The following is an 18159-nucleotide window of genomic DNA, read 5'->3' as shown; positions in this document are numbered from 1 at the left end:
AATTCATTGCCATTAACCGCTTTGCGAAATAGCAATAATGCGTTTTATCAGCTCGTCGGGTTCCATCTTGGGATTGCGGTAAAAACGGAAGATTTCCGAGTTTATCGCTTGCTGGGCAACCGGATTGACCGCCATCGAATCAATCATACTCGGCACAGCGAGGTTGTGTTTAACGCCGTAGTGAAAGTCTTGATATGACTGGATCTGACACGGATTAAAATCGCTGATGTCGATATCAGTGCGTACCGGAATCGAGCCTTTTACCTTATTGAACTTAGCTTGAAACTCGACGTCTGCCAGCGCGCTTGCGGTTTGCTGAGCCGCCTCGGCAGAAAACGACTTGCTCGACATAAACACCAAACTGTCCATGTTGTAGAGGAATACACCATCGCTGTCAGGCGTTGGGTAACAGCCGACCTCTTGCGGAACCGAGACTTGATTGGCGAGCAGCTCACCCAAAATCCAATCACCGCCGATTTGAAACAGCGCTTGACCGTCGGCTAACGCTTGGGTAGCGGTATCCCACTTACTGTCGGGTAATTGGTTGTCGATCAACAAACTGAGGCGACGAAATTGCGTCAACGCTTGGCGCAGGGTGTCGCTGTCGATGCTGTCGCGTTCTAGTTTGACCATCGCATTGGTGTAGAACTCAACGCTGCCAGTGGAGATCACTAAGTTCTCGAAAAGTTGGGCGACTTGCCACGGCTGCTCACCGACCGCGATCGGTACAATGCCATTTTGCTTCGCAAGCTCCATGGCGGCGAACATCTCTTGCCAGTTTTTCGGCGCGGATAGATTCAGTTGTTTAAGCAGCTTGTGGTTGACCCACAGCCAGTTCAAACGGTGCAGCGTAAGTGGCAGGGCGATGTAGCCGTTTTGTGTTTTGTTGATTTCAATAGATAGCGGGTAGAGCACCTCGTCCCAGCGCTGCTCATCGGCAACTGCGTTGACGTTGTGCAAAATACCGATGGCATCCCATGCTTTAATACTTGGCCCTTCGATTTGCGCGAAGCTTGGTGGATTGCCCGCCAGCGCGCGAGCTTGCAGTACCGTCATCGCACTGTCTCCACCACCGCCTAACACCGGGCTTTGCAGCAGCTCTATATCGTGCTGTTTTAGCTGAGCTTTAAGTGTTTGCAGCGCTTGCTGCTCGCCGTCAGAAGTCCACCAATGTAAAAACTCTACCCCTTGTGGCGACTCAGCGCGAGCGACGCAAGGGGCGAGCAACAGTGGGAACAAGAATGCCAGTTTGTTCATAGTCAGTCTCTCGGGAAAGTCAGTGTGGCGCAGAGGCCGCCAAACTGAGAATGGCTCAGCAACAAGTTGCCGCCATGAGCCTTTGCAATACTCTGTGAAATGGTTAACCCCAGCCCGCTGCCTTCTTTATCGTTGCTAGCGCGGAAGTATGGCTGGCAGAGCTTTTCAAGTAATAAATCGTCAACACCGTCACCGTGATCTTCAATTTCAATCTGGATCGACTCTGGGCTTTCACTCAGCGTAATGTCCGCTTGATGGCCGTATTTGAGCGCGTTATCGACCAGATTCTGAATGCAGCGCTTAATCGCTAACGGTTTACCAGCAAAGTGGGTGCGGATTTCACCGTGGATGCGAATTGTGTCCGGCGCATCGGCGATATTGGAGGAAATGTGCTGAATCAGTTGGGTGAAATTGATCGGCTCGATTTCCTCGTGGATATCGGTCTCTTTAATGCATTGCAATGCGCCTTTGACCATCAAATCTAGGTCGTTACTCAGGCGGATAAAGCGTTCTCGGTCGGCGTCGTCATCCAGCATTTCCGCCCGCAGTTTTAGGCAGGCTATTGGCGTTTTCAGATCGTGGGAGATGGCGCTGAACAGCATCTCGCGGTCTTTAATGTGGCTGTCGATGCGTCGATTCATTTTGTTAAACGCACGGACCGCCGCTTTCAGCTCGTTACTGCCTCGCTCAGAGACTTCGGGCACGTCTAATCGGCTCGACATCAGGGTTGCGGCTTTTGCCAGCTCTCGAATTGGTTGAATTTCTTTGCGAACGATAAACCAGGTACACAGCAACAGCATTAGCGCGGACACCAATAGCGTCAGCCATTGGCGCAGCTCAAAATAGTTAGTCTCTAGGTTGATGTAAGGCGCGGGTAGCACCGCCGCGAGATAAAACCATTCGTTCTGTGCGACTTCGACCTGCATCACCAGAATAGGCGGATTGAGGTCACCAAACGAAAGCGAATAATGCGCCCACAATAGCGGCAGTTCGTCGATAGGTAGCTCGTTGTTGAACACTTTGAGTTTGTCGCGCTGGGTGAATTCCACCTCGATATTAGGAATGCCGCTCAGCTCGCTTTCTAATACTTCACGAACTTGGTTGATGACCAACGTTTTGCGCTCGCTCTCTGGCAGCGGGTCGACGTCAATCTGGTGATTGTTGAGTGAGACGAAAAAGCGCGTACCACCTATGTTGCGTAGCTGATTGAGCACCAAGTGGCGATATTCAGAAGGGAGGGTTTGAAAGAAAGCAATGGTGGAAGAAGCGCTCAATGCTAAGCTTTTGACTGTGGTGGTCAGGCCCTCTTTATCGCGTTCGCTGGCGTGTTGATACCAGATAATCCCGGATAATACCTGCGCCAGAATGATCACCAGCAACAGGAACACACTGGTGCGAACGACCAGTGATCCCGTCCAGCGCTTAATTCTCATAATGCACGTCCGTGGTCAGCATGTAGCCTTTGTTGCGCACCGTTAGGATCAGCGAACGGTCTTTATCTTCAAGGTGATGACGCAAGCGGCTGATCTGCACGTCGATGCCGCGTTCAAACGGGTCGGCATCACGTCCCCAGATCTCGCGCGCAATGTCATCGCGAGACAATATTGATTGCGCGTGGTTGACGAACAAACCGAGCAGCGACAAATCCGCGCCACTCAGTTGCTTAACTTCGCGGCTGGCGACGTGGGTCAGTTGCCGGGTTACGGTATCTAATAACCAATCGTCAAAACGCACTTTACGCGTCAGTTTGCTATTGGCGGTCGATTGGCTGCGTCTCAGAATCGTTTTGATGCGCGCGAGCAGTTCACGCGGACTGAATGATTTGGTGATGTAGTCGTCAGCGCCCATTTCTAGCCCTGCGACTCGGTCGGCTTCTTCAGTGACGGCGGTCAGCATGATGATCGGGATATCGGAATTTTTGCGCAGTTTCTGGCACAGGGTAAAGCCGTCTTCACCGGGCATCATAATATCGAGGATGATTAAATCAGGATGGTGATCGTTGAGCAGTTGCCACATCACGCCGCCGTTTTCCGCGCAAAGCACTTCAAACCCTGCGCGACCAAGGTAATCTGACAATGCTTCGCGAAGGTCGAGGTTGTCATCGACGACCAGTATCTGCTTGTTTTCCATCCTACTTTCCCTGTGTCCGTCCCTGTGCCTGCCCCTGAGTTTGGCGCTGGCCAATATGATGCATTCTTAAACGCACATTCACAATCGAGCCGATTACAATTTTCACTTCTCGGTGTAAGAGATTTGTAAGCGGTCACTTACAAACTGATTGCCTTTTGTAACCTTAGGCGCCGCCTTGCTCGCTATGATCATCCTGACCTTACGTGAAACAACATGACCTGAAGGAATCAGGTCCTACAACACTGGCATTCGTCAGGAGGAAACCATGTTTGCAAGTATATTTGGACAACTACAAAAAATAGGGCGGTCGTTGATGCTGCCTGTGGCGGTGTTACCAGTGGCCGGCTTGATGCTGGGTATTGGTAACGCGGGCTTTGCGTTTATTCCAGACGCGGTCAACAAAGTGATGCTCGCCGCCGGTGAAGGCGTGTTCGGCAACATGCAGTTGATGTTTGCGGTCGGTGTGGCGCTCGGGTTATCAAAAGGCAATGACGGTGCCGCTGCGCTCGCTGGCTTAGTTGGCCTAATTATTATGAACGCATCGCTCGGTATCGTGACTGGTCTGCGCGGCCTAGAAACTGACGCCACCATCATGGGCGTTGAGACGCTACAAACCGGGGTGTTTGGCGGCATCTTTATCGGTGCGGTCGCGGCAATCATGTACAACCGCTTCTACAACATCAAACTGCCGGAATATTTGGGCTTCTTCGCGGGTAAGCGATTTGTGCCCATTGTCACCGGTTTATCGGCGATCGTCGTTGGTGCGATTCTCGCGTTTGCATGGCCACCTGTCGGACAACTTCTTGATGCATTCTCTCATTGGGCAGCGTACCAAAACCCTGTACTTGCGTGGGCGGTTTACGGCGCGGGCGAACGTTCTTTACTCCCGGTTGGTTTGCACCACATCTGGAATGCGCCGTTCTTCTTTGAAGTCGGCAGCTATGTAGACCCAGAAACAGGCAAAGAGTTTACCGGTGAGCTCACTCGCTTCTTCGCAGGCGATAAAACCGCAGGTTATCTGTCTGGTGGCTTTATGTACTCCATGTGGGCGCTACCCGCAGCGGCACTGGCGATTTACCACTGCGCGTCTCCAGAGCGTAAGAAAATCGTCGGCGGTTTGATGATGTCTGCGGCGTTGACCTCTTGGTTGACTGGTATCACAGAGCCAATCGAATTTACCTTCTTATTCGTCGCGCCAGTGCTGTACGTGATCCATATTTTCCTCACCGGTATTGCGTTTGCGATCACCGCATTTTTGGAAATCAAACACAGTACGGACTTTGCGCACGGCGCGATCCAGTTCTTCCTTTACTACCCAATGTCGACCAACGCGTGGATGTTCATCATCATCGGTCCAATCTGGGCGACGTTGTACTATGGCTTGTTCCGCTTCCTAATTGTGAAGTTGGATCTGAAAACGCCGGGCCGTGAAACCGACATTGCAGAAGTGAAGATTGCCGGACAACCTGATGAAATTGCTGTGGATGTAGTAGCTGCATTGGGCGGCAAAGCCAATATCAAGTCAGTCGATGCGTGTATCACTCGTCTACGTGTCTCGGTGAAAGACATCGCTAACGTTGATGTTGCTAAGCTAAAAGCACTTGGCGCGCGAGATGTGTTAGTGATTGGCGACAGTTTACAAGCGATTTTCGGTACGCAGTCTGACTCAATTAAGTCAGAAGTGCACAGCGTACTCGCTGCCTCCTGATCTTATTTACCCCCAGTTTAGGTAAGATTTGCCAACCTCCTTGTGAGGTTGGCTTTTTCGTTTTCGGAGTAAAAAAAGCGAAGCCAATAACCAGCCCTACTTCGCCGCCGCGTTGGTTAAATTGCCCAGCACCCCGCTGATTTTGTTCAATACCTCGTCACAGCCTTCAATATGATGGCGCTGCTTTAAATACATAGGATCGTTATAAGCTAACCACGTTTTGCCTTCAGCATCTTCATACACCAACACTTTTTGGGGTAAATCGAGCGCCACTTCCTGCGCACAGATCATCAGTGGCGTGCCCACTTTAGGGTTTCCAAACACGATAACTTCGGTTGGTCGCAACGTCATATCGACTTTCGTGGCATTCTCTTGATGGTTAATGCGCGCAAAGACGTTCAACCCTTTTTCTTGCGCGATAGCGACAAATTTATCCGCCGTATCTTTTGCTGAATGCGTGCTCGCAACGGTTACCACACCCTCACCAGCCAACGCACTCAATGACGTCAACGCCACGACCAACCCGATGATTACTTTTTTCATTTGTCGTCCCTTCCTCTCTCTGAGTCGAAAACTAGATATAGAAAAACCAAGTGTAGGAAAACTATAGAAGTCAGATCCCACTATCGCGAATTGCACTCTACCCACTCAAGAGTCGACCGTGTAACACGGATTAATTGATTCAGATTAATAAAGCATTAACTAGCCGAGCATCAAAAGCGTGAAATACGTAACATTTGCAGCCTATTTTAGTAAGAAAGAGAAAAGTAGTGACACGCGATCAATTTGAGTTATTAGCACCCGGTGGTGATTTAGATTCCATCAAAGCCGCCATTGCCGCTGGCGCCGATGCAATTTACTGTGGGCTCGACCGCTTCAATGCTCGTAACCGAGCGACCAACCTCACCTTAGATAACTTAAATGGCGTGTTAACGTTAGCCCATCAGCACAGCTGTAAGATTTTCCTAACGTTGAATGTGCTGATTTTAGAAAGTGAAATTCCAGCGATTGTTCGCTTACTCAGCCAACTGAACACCACCAAAATCGATGGCGTGATCGTGCAAGATCTCGGTCTGGCCTACATTCTCAAACATCACTTTCCCGATTTGGATGTGCACGCTTCAACACAACTGAACACGCATAACGAAGGCCAGATCCTCTTTCTCAACCAGCTCACCGCAAGCCGAGTAAATCTATCTCGCGAACTTAACATCAATGAGATCAAACATCTGGCGCAATTTGGTCGCGAGCACAACGTAATGATGGAAGTGTTTGTCCACGGCTCATACTGCATCGGATTCTCCGGAATTTGCTATATCAGTTCCGCTCGCAATGGTGCATCAGGTAACCGTGGACGCTGCAGCCAACCTTGTCGCGAACAGTACGAAACGACCAAAACGGGCAACAACTACCCACTCAATATGAAAGACAACTCCGCCTTTGGGGACTTGAAAGCGCTTGCCGATGCTGGCGTGTATTCATTAAAAGTGGAAGGGCGAATCAAGAAATCGCACTACGTCTATACAGTGGTCGACAATTGGCGTCAGCAAATCGATCGCTTGTGCGAGGGTTTGGAACTCTCTGAAGACACCACCGAGTTATACACGGTGTTCAACCGCGATTTCTCTAACGCATTTTTGCAAGGTGATTTCGGCAAGGCGATGTACATCGACAACCCGCGCGACCACGCTGTAAAGCATTTTTCGAAGGTTTATCAATGCCAGTCTGCTGATGATGTGCAAGCGGTGAAAAAGAAACTGTACGATGACAAAACCGCGATCATTGAGAAAGTGGCAGAGCAAACCAAGTCGTTCGATGTCACTTCAACACAAGTATCCGGCAACAGCTTGAAAGGGTCGATTGATGTGCCAACTCTGCCAGCGTTACCTCAACCAGAACCTCGCCAAGGTGCGCCAAAATTATCGGTTCTGATCTCGTCAGCACAAGAAGCCATGCTGTGCGAATACCGCGACATTGATGTTTACTATCAGTTGCCAATGGGATTGTCTGGTGAACTGAGCGCGATGATTGAATTGTTCCAAGCCAACCCAATGCTCAAACCTTGGTTCCCTGCCATTTTGATTGGCGAAGACTACCAAGCCGCGCGCGTATTTTTGGAAACCATCCAACCTGAGTTGTCGATCACCAACAACTCAGGCGTCAGCATGATCGCAAAAGAGCTCGGCTTAGGCTGGGTGGCAGGCCTACAAATGAACACGGTGAACTCATACGCGTTTAAATGCCTTCAAGACGAGTTCGCAGCAAGTGGCGCGTTTGTTTCTAACGAGCTGAATATGAAGCAGATACGCCATATCAAGCGTCCGAAAAACATGCGCAGCTTCTACAGCATTTATCATCCAAATACCCTACTCACGAGCCGCCAATGTTTGTTCCAACAAACCGAAGGATGCCGTAAGGTGAAGGTCAACAAAGGTTGTTTGAAACGCTGTGATAAACGCACGTCTATCATCAACTTAAAAGACAATCCTTACGTGGTACAAAAACAAAAAGGCAGCCACAATTCAATCTACAGCGAGCACAACGTATTGAACCTGCAAGTGCTGCACGATCTGCCGCAATTGTTTACCGATGTGTTGATCGATCTGCGTGATATCCAGACCGAAACGAAAGTCTCAGCAAGCAAACCTGAGTTGATTGACGCGTTCTTAGCTCTACTTGAAGATCACAGTGAACAAGCCGTCCAAACGCTGAATGCCATGATTCAACCAACAGCCAACGCGCAGTATTTAAAGGGGTTATAGGGGAACAAAACTAGGTTCTACAACTTTTGCTAAGGGCCAAACAAATAGGGGGAACTCTCAGGATTGCTTTGCCTGAGCGCCTCAATGCCAAGATGAGAAAAATACCAATGAAGAGTACAAGTACCATCTTGGGACATCAGTGTATACGCTCCGGAGTTGAGCCATATCTTCTCTCCGACAGACACACCAACACCATCAATAAAGCAACGGTTCAAGCGATCACTCTCAAGCACGTACCAACCCGAGCGCAGTAAATCGCCTCGAACACTAGATTGTGTTTTTAACCCAAGAGCCAGAATAAACGGAGCAATAGATACATAGTGTTGCCGAAGAGCATCACGGTCCTCCTCTAATAACCAATCAGGAATTCGATAACTTTCGACGATGAGTATCGGCTTTACTGCACGAATTTCCTGCCAAACGTCATACTGACCCCGATAGTAGTTGTTTATCTTGATGGCAGATGTTCGCCAATGATAAGTCGATGGACGAAAAAGACCTATTCCTTCATAGGCAAAGACCGCCTCGTCAACTTGCGTGTGCCTTTCTATGAATGTGTGTAGTGCGATTTGGTGCTGATTATTATGCTGTACCGGATAGTGGATGATACGAGCAATCACAATCAAGAATAGTACGATACAAGTGGCAACCGTTCCTTTCGACCACTCCCGAGTAGATGAAACAACGTACTGGATTGAAAACGCAACAAATATCGCAAGCAAAGGGTAAAGTGTGACCAAGTTATATGCGTGATAGTGGGGGTTAGCCAAAACCGACAACACAGCTAATATAACCAAAGCTATCAAAAACTGAGTTTGCTTAAACGACAGTACTTTCCACTTACCGACACATATTCCCACTCCTATGAGAGCAAACAGCCAATAAACAATATCATGTAAAAAGTACTGTATCAGTACATCAACCTTCAGAGAGTTTGCATCACTAACATGCGATGTCGAATACAGAAATAAATCAAACGTCGTGTACAAAAACAGTTCAAGTGAAGAGATTCCAACGGTCGCAACAAACAAAGCTACGCAAGAGATAATGCCTAACAAAAGCGCACTGACATCCAAGACAAAGTCACGTACGGAGCGCTTTTGAATTAGCCGAATAAGCCCGAAGAGCCCAATCACTACGCCAATCAAAATCGCCTTAAATTTAAAGAGTATCGCAAGCCCGAATAATAACCCCACCCAAAACAATTTATGAGCATCACTTCCTGGGCACACATACAACACAATGATTATTTGTAACCAAAGAAAAAGAATAACGAGGTCAGGACGAAGGTCAATGCCACGCATCACCATCGCAGAAGAGGCAAAGAGCAATAACAACGTAGTGAGTGCAATATTGACTGTAAATATTTGGCGAAGAAGCACATAGACTTGCCAACCTATCGCCAACAAAAACAAAACAAAAAACGAACGAAAAACGTAAATAAGCTCGAATCGTTCGCCAAAGAAAAAGTAAACTGGCGTCATCCAATCAAAAAGCAAAGTATAGCTATCAACATTGAAGTCAAGATTCGGCCGTTTCCCAACGCTCATTAACCATGTGGTATAAAGCGCCATGTAATCATCATTAACGAGCGCGAGATTGAATATGATGTAAACATAAAAACCGAATAACAGACTTAAGTTAATCCCAAGTAGCCATCTAACTCTTGCTTCACTCATCGCTTCTTAAGTATCCAAACTTGTTTCGTTTTGAGCAAACTCGGCCAAATTGACTCAAGCCATATCAACGGGCGCATTAAAATGCCTGGAATAAAGTTATAGACAAAGCTAGGAAAGAGCAGAATCACTTGAGAGTCTATAACCTCGAAACCGTGTGCATCTGCCAGCTTGTAAATACTAGATGTGCTATTGGTGTAAACATCTCCTCCTAGCTGTTCCGAAAAAAGTCGGGTCCAAGTTCGCGGAGACCACCTTAGGCTATCAAAAATAAGATATCCTTCTGGTGCAATTAACCGTTCAAACTCTGCAAACAACCGATCTTGATCATCGCAATGAAACAGAAAACGACTAGATAATACTACTGAAAACTGCTGCTCCGGATATGTCGTTGAATAGATGTCTTGTTTAGAAAAATGTGTTTTTTGGAGCAAAGGGTTCTCGTAACAAACTGCGAGCATCTCATCAGAGTAATCTGCCGCATAAACCTGTTGAAAGCCAGACGCCGTAATAGTTGGAAGCATTCTTCCCGTGCCACAGGGTACATCTAGAATTGACTCTCGCAAGGAGCAGATATTAAGAAACTGTGAAAACAAAGACACTTCAGACTGATGTACAAATTGTCCACCAACATTTGAAAAACGTAGATCTTCATACTTTTTCACCGTTTCAGAATCACTGTAGAAATCTTGTTTTTCTTGCCGATTCGTTTTCATAAGTCACCTCTTTTCAGCGCTGAAACAAATGAGCTTGATTAAAGACGATGCGTTTCATTAATAGATATACAATTGGGAAACGAATCAACACGACCAAAATCTGCGAAATGAGAACATGAATGCCTACAATACTTTTAAAGATATAAAGCAGTAAAACACTCAAGAACAATGATCCTGCCGTTATGGTGATGAATTTAAAAAAGCTTCTTACATTTGCACAAACAGAAAACGTATATCTTGAGTTCATGATGTAACTAAAGGCAGAACCCACTAAAAAAGACAAAACAGAAGATGTCAAATAATAGACATCAAAATAAATAAGCACACAAAAAACGAGGTAACTGACCAGAGTATTCATGATACCCACTGAACCAAACTTAACTATCTTCATCGCTACTCTTTATATTCCTTGTGTAACGAATAATGTAATCGGGTCGGTCTTGACCTTGCTCGAAAATTCGCCCGACATAAGAACCGATTAAGGCAATAAAGAACAATAAAATCCCTGAGAAAAAGACTTGGAAAAAGATGATTGATGTCCAACCATCGACAGTTGTGCCAAAAACGAACTTACTTACTAGTGCTTTGGTGAGATATAACAAGCCAAGTGACCACATCAATGTTGAGATAACAAACATCAGTTGAATAGGAAAGCGGGAAAAATTAAGTACCGCGTCTGACGCTAAAGCAAACATCTTAGTAAGTGAATACTTCGTTTCTCCTGCATGTCTACCATCACGTTCATATTGAATAATGGTTTGATTAAATCCGATAATGGCAAAAATACCCCTCAAGTATTTGTGTTTCTCTCGGTAACATGAAATGGCCTCTCTAACTGGCTTCGTAAATGCTCGAAAATCACCGCAATCTTCAATTAAATTAGCGGGAGAAGTAAGGGATAAAAAGCGGTAAAACAATTTTGCACTAATTAGCTTAAAAGCGGTTTCATTTCGTCTCGACAAGCGTTGGGCATGGACGATATCAAAGCCTTTATCGATCTCTTCCAAGAACTGTGTAATAACTTCTGGGGGATCTTGAAGATCAATATCAATGGTAATATTAATATCTCCAGTTGCAGCTTCGATTCCAGCAAACAAAGCGGTTTGCTGCCCAACATTCGCAGCAAGATGCACGATCACTAATCGTTCATCCGCCATAGCCAGCTTGTCTAAAATTACTGCACTTTTATCAACACTAGAATCATTAACTACAACAAACTCAAACAAATACTGATCGTATTGCTTAGCAATTTCGCACAAACGCGAGTAATACTCCTCGATGACAGACTCTTCATTAAAACACGGAGCGATAAAGCTAATTTTATCCATACTCCCTCCTACCCAAGGCCGAGTGTTCGCGCATAGCCAGACACAAAACTTTCTAACGTAAAACGAATTTTAAACTGCTCTATTTGATTTCTAGACATCTGGTCAAGTTGACCTAACTTAAAACCGTTCTCTATCGCACTTGCACTCGCTTCTAAATCATCCAGATCAATTTCAATGGCATTAGAACCAAATTGAATGACATCCGATAATTGCTCGAAATCAGGAATCGCAATCGGTAATCCGCAAGATACCGCCTCCACGATTAGGTTAGGTGTTAGGCTCGTTCCGACACATGTCCTTAGTGGTAAAATCAACAAATCTGCACTCGCCATCTCAACTGAAATATCAATGCTCTCTTTAAATTCTATTTGGTGATGTAGCTCATGTTTAGAAACAAGTTTCTCTATATTTGCTTGGTCGCCGAAGCCACTGAGACAGAGCGTTAGATCAAAATCGATACATTCTCGCTTCTTTAGTATTGCAGCCAATTCAATTAAAGCGTCAACGCCTTTTGATGGCTTAGAATGCCCGATATAAAGTAAAGACATTCTTTGTGTCTTCTCTGCAGGGTTAGGTCGCGAAAAGTGCTCAGAAAAAACCCCATTTTGAATGAAATAGACTGGCAAATGAGACAGAGAAGATAACTGAAATTTCTGGTAGTTACTGTGCACAATCGCTTGACAAAAATTGTCTAACAAACTCTTGTATAAAGGCGCACTGATAAACGAATTAAATAGAAGTAAATGTAAATACTTAAACCAATTCCGAAAAAAATAATGCTTGTTATTACGGACCTCGTCTAAGGTCAAATATGACTGCCAAATGGATAAAGTCGTCTGCTTTTGATATCGAGATTTTAAAAAGAAAAAAACCACCAATAGTTCTACAGGCGTAGCAATGTGTAGGTTAACCTTCGCACTGTTGGTTTTCTCGAGCAGCCTGTTGAGCTCTCTACATAAGTAAATTAGATTCATCAGCCCCTCAAACAGAGATTCATATCGACTCTCATTACGAAAGGTATGTTGTTCAACCTTAATATGAGAACGAAACTCAGTCGGAGAAACAGTGACAACATGATGTCCATTCTCAGTTAAGCACTGCGCTAAATTGACGAAGTTTTTACTCATTGCTTCTTTTTGATCACTTCGAAATCTAGCGATAGCTAAGATCATAAGTTCCATTTGTTTTCCTAATACTTATCGCACCTAATAACCATAGTATAAACAACGAGAACCTGAGAAACTGTTTACTAGTAAGAGAATCAAAATGATAAAAAGATAATGATTGAATTAGTTTTAAAAGGGCTCACCGAAAGAGCAAAAGGAGATAGATAAAAATCAGGGCTTTATTGCAGTTCGGTCCATTAAAACCAGTCACAATCCTTGAACACTCGCCTTGCACTGACTACAATGACGCACTTTTTTTAATGACTTCAAGGTCAAACAAAATGACAGATACAGCTAAACCAGCTCTACCAGATCGCCTAGCGGGTAACCCACGTAGCCCATTCTTCATCAAAGAATGCTTCGAGCACCAAATCGGTATTCGTATCAACGGCCAAGAGCGTACTGACGTAGAAGAATACTGCATCAGCGAAGGTTGGGTAAAAATTGCTTCTCCTAAAGCAAAAGACCGTTTCGGTAACCCAATGCTAATCAAGCTTAAAGGCGAAGTTGAAGCGTACTACGTGTAAGCTGACCACGCTGAATATATTTGAAAGCTCGAGTTTGACTCGGGCTTTTTTAATGCCTGTCATATCCCTTCCTCATTTAATCTCTTCCCTCTTCTTTTCAGTACAAAGTAGGGTCTGTTTATCTTTCGAGATTAAGTTTTGTTCGAGATAAAATCGTTTTAGGCGAGGCAAGGAGTGTGTAGCCTAGCATTCTAAGTAAATACTCCTTAACAAAGCATAGAACGATTTTAGCCGAACCCTTTGGACAGCGTTTGTTGGTCATTTCTACTGCGTTATCAGCTTTTTTATGTAGGCTAACTACACATCAAAGCTTCTGCCTTGCACAAATACCCAACAATTCGCTGCAAAAATCAGCTCGAAAGGTCAACAGACCCTAAACTCGATGTAAATCGCTGTTTTTATCTGATTGTTGTCTAAAGTTTCTAAAGAACGAACAGCAATAGCGATTGCCAAAAGAAACGACACCTTTTGAATACAGGGAGAGGAAATGGAAAGCCCACTTGTCACACTCAAACACGCCAGCAAAAGCTTTGTCGATGGCAAAGAGACACATCGCGTGTTGGAAGGCGTCGACTTTACGTTGAACACAGGAGCGAGCGTTGCGCTGACGGGTGCAAGTGGTAGCGGCAAAAGTACCTTACTCAATGTCATCGCTGGCTTTGAGCCGCTTTCCGATGGTGAGTTGTGGTTAGATGGCGATAACACGGCGGCTTGGAAAGACCCACAATGGAGCCGATTTCGACATAAAAAACTCGGTGTTATCTTTCAGCAATTTAATCTATTAACGCCACTCAACGTGCAGCAAAACATCGCCTTCCCTCTGCATTTGAATCAACAAAAATGGAACGACTGGTGCGATTATTTGGTCGAGACTCTAGGCATCAGCCAACTGCTCGACAGGCATGTTTCTGCCCTTTCCGGTGGCCAACAACAACGAGTCGCTATTGCGCGCGCATTGGCACACAAACCTAAACTGCTACTTGCTGATGAACCCACAGGAAACCTTGACCAAAAAGCAGGGTTAGAAGTGATGAAACTGCTCAGTGAAATCACCACCCAAGGCAATACCGCCGTGCTCTTGGTGACCCACAGCCATGAATGCGCTGAATTTATGAAAGCACGGCTGCGATTGGATAACAGTCAGCTACAGAACAGCCATCAAGTAAACAAACATGAGCTTCACCATGAAGCAAACTAAGCCATCAAACACCAGATTCACTCATACTCGACTCGCCCTGAATCTGTTTGCAGCGCACTATCGGCAGGCGCCACTGCAAGCCGCCGCAATTCTGATCGGTATCGTGCTGGCCGTGACCTTGTTTGTTGCGGTGCAAGCCATCAACCTCAATGCCAAGCGCAGTTATGCTGAGTCTACCGAGCAGCTCAGCGCACAAGCTCAGAACTTAATTATTCCACCAGCAGGGCAAAACTACCTGCCTGAATCGCTCTACTTCACCCTTAGACAAAACGGACTCAGTGCAGCGCTACCTGTAATCGAAGGGCGAGTGAGAGACGAACAAGGTCGACGCTGGTCAGTACAAGGTAGCGAGTTGATTGCCGCTATCTCTTCACGTTCTCGCTATTCATCAGATAGTGAACAGAACGTCTCTTTGTTCGATAGTGCTTTACCTTTGCCTGAGCTTTTAGCCGGCAAGCCAATCGTGATGATGAGCCAATCTCAACATCAAAACTTAGGAGAGGTAGAAACCCTAACTCTGGACGACATTCCAACCCAAGTGGTGGTGCTACCTGACGAATGGCAGTTAGGTAGCCGAATGTTGATGGACATTGGCTTTGCCCAGCAACTGCTCAATAAACAAGGACAGCTCAGTTACATTGCGGTTTTCCATTCGGGTGATAAAGGGAATAAAGACACGCAAGCAAATTGGCAGAACCTTATTGGTGAGCAAGGACAATGGATTGCCAATAATCAAAGTACCGACCTTGGTTCGCTGACCGACAGCTTTCACCTCAATCTCACCGCAATGAGCTTACTTGCGTTTTTAGTCGGGCTGTTCATCGCTTACAACGGCGTAAAGTACAGCTTGCTTAAACGCAATCGGCTGTTAGTGCAAATTCAACAAGCGGGTGTTGCGCCGAGCATTGTGTTCTCTGCGCTGTTAGTTGAACTCACTATTCTCGTTACCATCGGCGCTTCCCTCGGTTTTGTATTGGGCACGCAGCTTAGCCACTGGTTACATCCGACCGTGGCACTGACTCTAGAACAACTTTATGGCGCGACACTGCTGCCCGGCACTTGGCAGTGGCAATGGTGGGCGCAAGCCCTGCTACTCACGTTAACCGCAACCCTATTGGCATGTTGGCAGCACTTTAAACAGCGAGTGCGCCAGCCGCTTTCCTCTCATGGCGGATTTTATCAAGCGCCGGAAGCCTCTAACGAAAACCAATTGTTCGTGATAGGTGCTGCGTTGACGACTCTCGCACTCGCAGGGTTATGGCTGAGTGAGCATCACCGCTTCACCATGGCGTGGCTCGGCGTGCTTGTAGTGTCGATTCCTTTGTACCTACCCAAAACACTCAGCGTCTTAGCCAATTGGTGCGAAAAGCGCACCACTTCCGGTTTGATGCAGTATCTGTTTGCTGAGCTGCGCGAGCTGATTTCTCCGCTTTCTCTCGCCATGATGGCACTACTACTCGCCGTTACAGCCAATATGGGCATGAACACGCTAGTTGGTAGCTTTGAATCCACCCTAAAACAGTGGTTAGAACAAAGGCTACACGCCGACATTTACGTTAGCCCCGCACAGGGTGAAATCGCTAATGTGGAGCGCGCGTTAGGGCAGTTCGACAAAGTTGAGACCGTCTACAAGCAATACTACGTCGAAGATAACCTGCAAGGATTACCCATTTTACTCGGCACCAAAGACAAAGACACCTTAGAACAAACCATGGTGTTCAAATCGCATTTGGAGAACTTCTGGTCACGCTTTTACCAAGGTGAGTTGGTCGCTATCAGTGAACCAACCGCGGTCAAACTGGGTTTATCTCTGGGTAGCGAGCTCACGCTTGATGCCGTTCCAAATAAGAACCTACTTGTGGGTGCGGTATTCCATGATTACGGCTCACCTAACGGTGAAGTCTTATTAGCACCAAAGTTATGGCAAGAGAGTGGCTTTACCGACCTGCCAACAAGCCTTGGCATTAAAGTCTCAGGGGACCCACAAATCGTATACGACCAACTGCGCGAGCAATTGAATCTGCATCCGAGTCAACTCTACGACCAGGCGCAAATCAAATCCATCGCGTTGGATATTTTCTCGCAGACCTTCGCCATTACACGCGCACTCAACGGCGTGACGTTGATGGTCGCGGTGATTGGTTTGTTCAGTGCTTGTTTTATGTTGCTCGACGCGCGCAAAGCCGCCATTGCAAGGCTGTATGCACTTGGCGTCAGCCGTCGTAAATTAATGACCATGGTGGTCGGACAGATCGTCGCTTTGGTCAGTTTTACCCTTGTTATCGCCCTACCTTTAGGAGCCATGGTGGGTTACGTGCTGACAGACATCGTCACCTTACGCGCTTTTGGTTGGAGCTTAAATTATCTGTGGAATTGGAGTGATGCGCTCAGTATTGCGGCGATCACCATCTTGGTGGCAGTGATCGCAACCTTGATTCCGCTGTGGCGATTGGTCAGCAAGCCTGTCGTATCCAGTTTGCAAAGCGAGGTGTTGTGATGGTTCGATTAGCAAGCACACTTACTCTATTCATGAGCAGTCTGTTCCTGTTCGGTTGTGAAGATCCCCAACAACAAAATATGGGCACGTTGCTGGGCAGTGGAGATATGCAAAGCGAGAGCAACCTATTCACACCCGTAGAAAAAGGGGTTGAACTCACCTTTCCTACCGATCATCAAGCACACCCGGATTTTCGTCATGAATGGTGGTACTTAACCGCTAACTTAATCGATGCAAACGGCAACCCACTTGGCGTCCAGTGGACACAATTTCGCTTTGCTGCTGCGCCGCCAAAGGACGAAGATGACGTGAAGAAAACCGAGTGGCAAGCTCAACAAATCTACATGGCGCACAGCGCAGTCACGACCGCGGACAAACACTACGCCGATGAAAAATGGTCCCGCGATCAAGCGTCCTTAGCTGGCGTTGATGACTCTCCATTTCGTGTTTACCTCGATGATTGGCAGTGGACGTCTTCAACCAACGACCTCTTCCCTGCAACATTGAAGGCGAACTCCGAACAGTTTGGCTATTCGCTGACGCTTACCAGCAGCGCACCTTATCAAAAGCAAGGCGAGCAAGGTTACAGCACCAAAAGTGCCGATGGACAGGTGGCTTCGTATTACTACAGCCAACCATTTATTGATGTTTCCGGTGAAGTCACTATCGACGGCGAAATCCATCAAGTGTCGGGCAAAGGTTGGATAGATCGAGAGTGGAGCTCGCAATTCTTACTCGACTCACAACAAGGCTGGGACTGGTTTGCCCTAAGGTTGAGTGACGACACCAGCTTGGTGGTGTTCCAATTGCGAGATTCCAAAACCAGACAAGCCAGTTACTCCAGCGCAAGGCTGATGCAGCAAGATGGTTCTGGCATTGCTATCCCACAGAAAGACATTCAGCTAGAGGCGACTAAGCAAACAGAAATCCAAGGGCGAAAGTATCCAACCCAGTGGCAAGTGTCGATTCCTAAGCAGCAAATCGAGCTTACGGTTTCTGCACTCAACCCGAACGCGAAAATGCCGCTTTCAGTGCCTTATTGGGAAGGCCCTGTGCGCATTAAGGACTCTCATTCTGGGACAGGTTATATGGAACTAACGGGGTATTGAAAAGTTGAGTGATTACCCCAATTATTCAGCTAGTACAAACACAGGTAACCGAGTGATACACTGCACCTCAGTGTCATCCAATGAA

General features: G+C 46.6%; 15 protein-coding genes. 6 read left to right on the top strand and 9 right to left on the bottom strand.

Annotated features, from left to right (window positions below; all coding sequences use genetic code 11):
• Window positions 1-12: 12 nt before the first annotated feature.
• From R7Q46_RS15240 to R7Q46_RS15230, 3 genes are read right to left on the bottom strand one after another with little or no spacing between them, the layout of a single operon-like run.
• Entirely contained in the window at window positions 13-1257 is a 1245-nt protein-coding gene (locus R7Q46_RS15240; RefSeq protein ID WP_318077590.1) for an ABC transporter substrate-binding protein, read from the bottom strand.
• 2 nt (window positions 1258-1259) lie between these two features.
• The gene (locus R7Q46_RS15235) at window positions 1260-2690 is read right to left on the bottom strand and encodes a HAMP domain-containing sensor histidine kinase (protein WP_318077589.1); all 1431 of its coding nucleotides are present in this window, start codon (window positions 2688-2690) and stop codon (window positions 1260-1262) included.
• Complete coding sequence (locus R7Q46_RS15230) at window positions 2680-3387, bottom strand: response regulator (protein WP_005383484.1); 708 nt, start codon at window positions 3385-3387, stop codon at window positions 2680-2682. Before R7Q46_RS15230 ends, R7Q46_RS15235 begins: the two co-directional genes overlap by 11 nt.
• A 265-nt stretch (window positions 3388-3652) precedes the next feature.
• On the opposite strand from R7Q46_RS15230, the gene ptsG reads away from it, so the two are divergent.
• Window positions 3653-5095 carry a glucose-specific PTS transporter subunit IIBC gene (gene ptsG, locus R7Q46_RS15225; protein ID WP_012842409.1) on the top strand — a complete coding sequence of 481 codons (1443 nt, stop codon included), beginning with the start codon at window positions 3653-3655 and terminating at the stop codon, window positions 5093-5095.
• A 96-nt stretch (window positions 5096-5191) separates the two neighbouring features.
• On the opposite strand, the gene R7Q46_RS15220 is transcribed toward ptsG, so the two are convergent.
• On the bottom strand, window positions 5192-5638 hold the full coding sequence (locus tag R7Q46_RS15220; protein WP_005383492.1) for a DUF302 domain-containing protein: 447 nt from the start codon (window positions 5636-5638) through the stop codon (window positions 5192-5194).
• Window positions 5639-5865: 227 nt separating this feature from the next.
• Here R7Q46_RS15220 and R7Q46_RS15215 point away from each other — a divergent pair, with 227 nt between their 5' ends.
• Window positions 5866-7857, top strand: a complete 1992-nt coding sequence (locus R7Q46_RS15215) for a U32 family peptidase (RefSeq protein ID WP_318077588.1) — start codon at window positions 5866-5868, stop codon at window positions 7855-7857.
• Between the two features lie 29 nt (window positions 7858-7886).
• On the opposite strand, the gene R7Q46_RS15210 is transcribed toward R7Q46_RS15215, so the two are convergent.
• Genes R7Q46_RS15210 through R7Q46_RS15190 form a run of 5 tightly spaced genes read right to left on the bottom strand, consistent with a single transcriptional unit; the run spans window position 7887 to window position 12758 of the window.
• Window positions 7887-9536, bottom strand: a complete 1650-nt coding sequence (locus tag R7Q46_RS15210; protein ID WP_213901546.1) for a glycosyltransferase family 39 protein — start codon at window positions 9534-9536, stop codon at window positions 7887-7889.
• Window positions 9533-10249: a class I SAM-dependent methyltransferase gene (locus R7Q46_RS15205; RefSeq protein ID WP_005383495.1), complete on the bottom strand. Its 717-nt coding sequence runs from the start codon at window positions 10247-10249 to the stop codon at window positions 9533-9535. Before R7Q46_RS15205 ends, R7Q46_RS15210 begins: the two co-directional genes overlap by 4 nt.
• 13 nt (window positions 10250-10262) lie before the next feature.
• The gene (locus R7Q46_RS15200; RefSeq protein ID WP_025520528.1) at window positions 10263-10640 is read right to left on the bottom strand and encodes a GtrA family protein; all 378 of its coding nucleotides are present in this window, start codon (window positions 10638-10640) and stop codon (window positions 10263-10265) included.
• The gene (locus tag R7Q46_RS15195) at window positions 10627-11577 is read right to left on the bottom strand and encodes a glycosyltransferase family 2 protein (protein WP_318077587.1); all 951 of its coding nucleotides are present in this window, start codon (window positions 11575-11577) and stop codon (window positions 10627-10629) included. Before R7Q46_RS15195 ends, R7Q46_RS15200 begins: the two co-directional genes overlap by 14 nt.
• An 8-nt stretch (window positions 11578-11585) precedes the next feature.
• Window positions 11586-12758 carry a glycosyltransferase gene (locus R7Q46_RS15190; protein ID WP_318077586.1) on the bottom strand — a complete coding sequence of 391 codons (1173 nt, stop codon included), beginning with the start codon at window positions 12756-12758 and terminating at the stop codon, window positions 11586-11588.
• A 266-nt stretch (window positions 12759-13024) separates the two neighbouring features.
• Here R7Q46_RS15190 and R7Q46_RS15185 point away from each other — a divergent pair, with 266 nt between their 5' ends.
• From R7Q46_RS15185 to R7Q46_RS15170, 4 genes are all read left to right on the top strand, one after another.
• Window positions 13025-13270: a DUF3297 family protein gene (locus R7Q46_RS15185; RefSeq protein WP_005374689.1), complete on the top strand. Its 246-nt coding sequence runs from the start codon at window positions 13025-13027 to the stop codon at window positions 13268-13270.
• 487 nt (window positions 13271-13757) lie between these two features.
• Window positions 13758-14468 (top strand): ABC transporter ATP-binding protein, encoded by a 711-nt coding sequence (locus R7Q46_RS15180; protein WP_167415811.1) that lies wholly within the window; start codon window positions 13758-13760, stop codon window positions 14466-14468.
• Window positions 14455-16965 carry an ABC transporter permease gene (locus R7Q46_RS15175; protein ID WP_318077585.1) on the top strand — a complete coding sequence of 837 codons (2511 nt, stop codon included), beginning with the start codon at window positions 14455-14457 and terminating at the stop codon, window positions 16963-16965. The genes R7Q46_RS15180 and R7Q46_RS15175 overlap by 14 nt, the downstream gene beginning before the upstream one ends.
• Entirely contained in the window at window positions 16965-18074 is a 1110-nt protein-coding gene (locus tag R7Q46_RS15170) for a lipocalin-like domain-containing protein (protein ID WP_318077584.1), read from the top strand. Before R7Q46_RS15175 ends, R7Q46_RS15170 begins: the two co-directional genes overlap by 1 nt.
• Window positions 18075-18159: the final 85 nt, after the last annotated feature.

Source organism: Vibrio sp. 811 (genome assembly GCF_033339195.1).
This window is presented reverse-complemented; position numbering and strand designations above follow the sequence as displayed.

Bases quoted from the DNA above. Each gene is read 5' to 3' on its own strand.
- R7Q46_RS15220 (WP_005383492.1), bottom strand. From the start codon at position 5,638: ATGAAAAAAGTAATCATCGGGTTGGTCGTGGCGTTGACGTCATTGAGT.
- R7Q46_RS15235 (WP_318077589.1), bottom strand. From the start codon at position 2,690: ATGAGAATTAAGCGCTGGACGGGATCACTGGTCGTTCGCACCAGTGTG.
- R7Q46_RS15170 (WP_318077584.1), top strand. From the start codon at position 16,965: ATGGTTCGATTAGCAAGCACACTTACTCTATTCATGAGCAGTCTGTTC.
- R7Q46_RS15175 (WP_318077585.1), top strand. From the start codon at position 14,455: ATGAAGCAAACTAAGCCATCAAACACCAGATTCACTCATACTCGACTC.
- R7Q46_RS15190 (WP_318077586.1), bottom strand. From the start codon at position 12,758: ATGGAACTTATGATCTTAGCTATCGCTAGATTTCGAAGTGATCAAAAA.
- R7Q46_RS15205 (WP_005383495.1), bottom strand. From the start codon at position 10,249: ATGAAAACGAATCGGCAAGAAAAACAAGATTTCTACAGTGATTCTGAA.
- R7Q46_RS15240 (WP_318077590.1), bottom strand. From the start codon at position 1,257: ATGAACAAACTGGCATTCTTGTTCCCACTGTTGCTCGCCCCTTGCGTC.
- ptsG (WP_012842409.1), top strand. From the start codon at position 3,653: ATGTTTGCAAGTATATTTGGACAACTACAAAAAATAGGGCGGTCGTTG.
- R7Q46_RS15180 (WP_167415811.1), top strand. From the start codon at position 13,758: ATGGAAAGCCCACTTGTCACACTCAAACACGCCAGCAAAAGCTTTGTC.
- R7Q46_RS15185 (WP_005374689.1), top strand. From the start codon at position 13,025: ATGACAGATACAGCTAAACCAGCTCTACCAGATCGCCTAGCGGGTAAC.
- R7Q46_RS15230 (WP_005383484.1), bottom strand. From the start codon at position 3,387: ATGGAAAACAAGCAGATACTGGTCGTCGATGACAACCTCGACCTTCGC.
- R7Q46_RS15200 (WP_025520528.1), bottom strand. From the start codon at position 10,640: ATGAAGATAGTTAAGTTTGGTTCAGTGGGTATCATGAATACTCTGGTC.
- R7Q46_RS15210 (WP_213901546.1), bottom strand. From the start codon at position 9,536: ATGAGTGAAGCAAGAGTTAGATGGCTACTTGGGATTAACTTAAGTCTG.
- R7Q46_RS15195 (WP_318077587.1), bottom strand. From the start codon at position 11,577: ATGGATAAAATTAGCTTTATCGCTCCGTGTTTTAATGAAGAGTCTGTC.